Below are 1,708 nucleotides of genomic sequence, written 5' to 3'. Positions count from 1 at the left end.
GTCAGGTCGGTGGTCTGCCGGAACGTGCCGGCGGGGCCGGTGTAGGTGACGGCGTGCAGGCGCTGGAGTTCGGCGCGCAGGCGGTTCCAAGTCTGGCCGGTGGCGTTCTCCGCGACGCGGATCAGTAGCAGCGCGAGCCAGCACAGCAGGACGTGGGCGCGGATGCGGTCCTCGCGGCGGTGGTAGACCGGACGGAGGTCGAGGAGTTGCTTCATGTCCCGCCAGCCGCGCTCGACTTCGAGGAGTTGCTTGTAGCCCAGGGCGATGTCCTCGGCGGACAAGTTGGGGTCGGCGGACCGAAGCAGGTACTTGCCGTCGAGCTTCGCCTCGGCTTCGATCTTCTTCTTGTCGACCCGCAGCAGGCCGCCGGGGGTGGTCCGCAGGAACCGCTTCAGGCCCGGTTTGGTAGACAACTGCCCGGCCAGGTGGGAGCGTTCGGCCGCATTCAGCTTGTCGGTGCCCGTGATGGCCTGTTCGAGCTGCTCGACGAGGCGGGCGCGGATGGCGGCGTCGCGGGTGGCCTGGTCGGGGTTGAAACAGATGACGAACCGGCCGTCGGTGCCGATGTTGACCTCCTTGACCTGCATGTTGTCGCGCACGGTCGCGTAACGTCCGGGACGGGCGAGCGCGGCTTTGACCTCGGCGGAGCCCGAGCGGAGCTTCTCGCCGATGATGTAGCCGCCTCCTCCTTGCATGAGCGCGCGGCGGTTGGCCGCGGAGGTGAAGCCGCGGTCGGCGACCCACACCACACGGGACAGGGACCACTCGCGCAGGTCCTTCTTGACCTGGCGGATCAGGTCGCTGTCGCCGGTGTTGCCGGGCCAGGACCACACGCGCACCGGGATGCCGTCACGGGTGACGGCCATGCCGACCACCACCTGGGGCCGGTCGTCGCGGGAGTCCTTGGACTTGCCGTAGGCGCGGAAGCCCTTGTGGGAGGCGACGAGTTCGGGATCGGCATTCTCTGACAGCACGCGTCCGCTCTCGTCGCGGACGACAGGTTCGTCTGCGTCCTCGGTCTCGAAGTAGGTGCTGGTGGTGTCGAAGAACAGTAGGTCCACTTCCAGGTTCAGCAGGTCGGTTACCTGGAAGTACGCCTCCTTGGCGAGTTCCGGTTCTATCTGCAGAAGCCAGTCCATGGCGCGGTAGCACGCCTCGTCGTTGATCTCTTCCAGACCGTCGATGTGGACGTCGTGGGCGATCCAGTCGGTGGCGGCGAGCTTGCTCGAGGCGTCCAGGGCACGGTTGGCGACCAGCGAGAACAGCACGCGCTCGACGCGCGGGTCCAGGCGTCGGCCCTGGAGTTGCCGACGCATTACCGCGTCGAGGCCGAGCTTGTGCCACAGGCCGTCCAGGACGTGCACGCCGCCGACCGGGCGGGAGCCGGTCAGCGTCAGCTCGCCGTCCCCGGTGGCGGCCAGGGCATGCGCCGGGTCCAGCAACCGCGACAAGGCGGCGACCAGGCGGGAGATCGCGGCGCGGTCGAGCTGGTCCTCGCGGCCGAAGGAGTACACGACCTTTGTGCGGGACCGCCCCGCGACCGGGTCCCACTCGTTATGGGCGAGCTGCAGGTAGCGGACCGGCTGCCCGTCCTTGTTCCGCCTCGTCGTCGTCTTCACGTACACGCCACTAGACGCTACACGATCAACCAGTGCTCATAGGCATGTAGACGTCAAATCGTGCCACTAGGCATTTTCGGTCCGTGCCG

1 protein-coding gene is annotated in these 1,708 nt (G+C 67.7%); it reads right to left on the bottom strand.

Going from position 1 to position 1,708, the window contains the following annotated elements:
• The coding region (locus VXC91_RS45195; protein ID WP_329513146.1) for an IS1634 family transposase at positions 1–1,625 on the bottom strand (1,625 nt) is incomplete at its 3' end.
• Between the last annotated feature and the right edge of the window lie 83 nt (positions 1,626–1,708).

Source organism: Streptomyces chiangmaiensis, assembly GCF_036281785.1.
GTDB classification, from domain to species: domain Bacteria; phylum Actinomycetota; class Actinomycetes; order Streptomycetales; family Streptomycetaceae; genus Streptomyces; species Streptomyces chiangmaiensis.
Note: the sequence above shows the minus strand (reverse complement) of the source record. Positions and strands in the feature narration are given on the sequence as shown.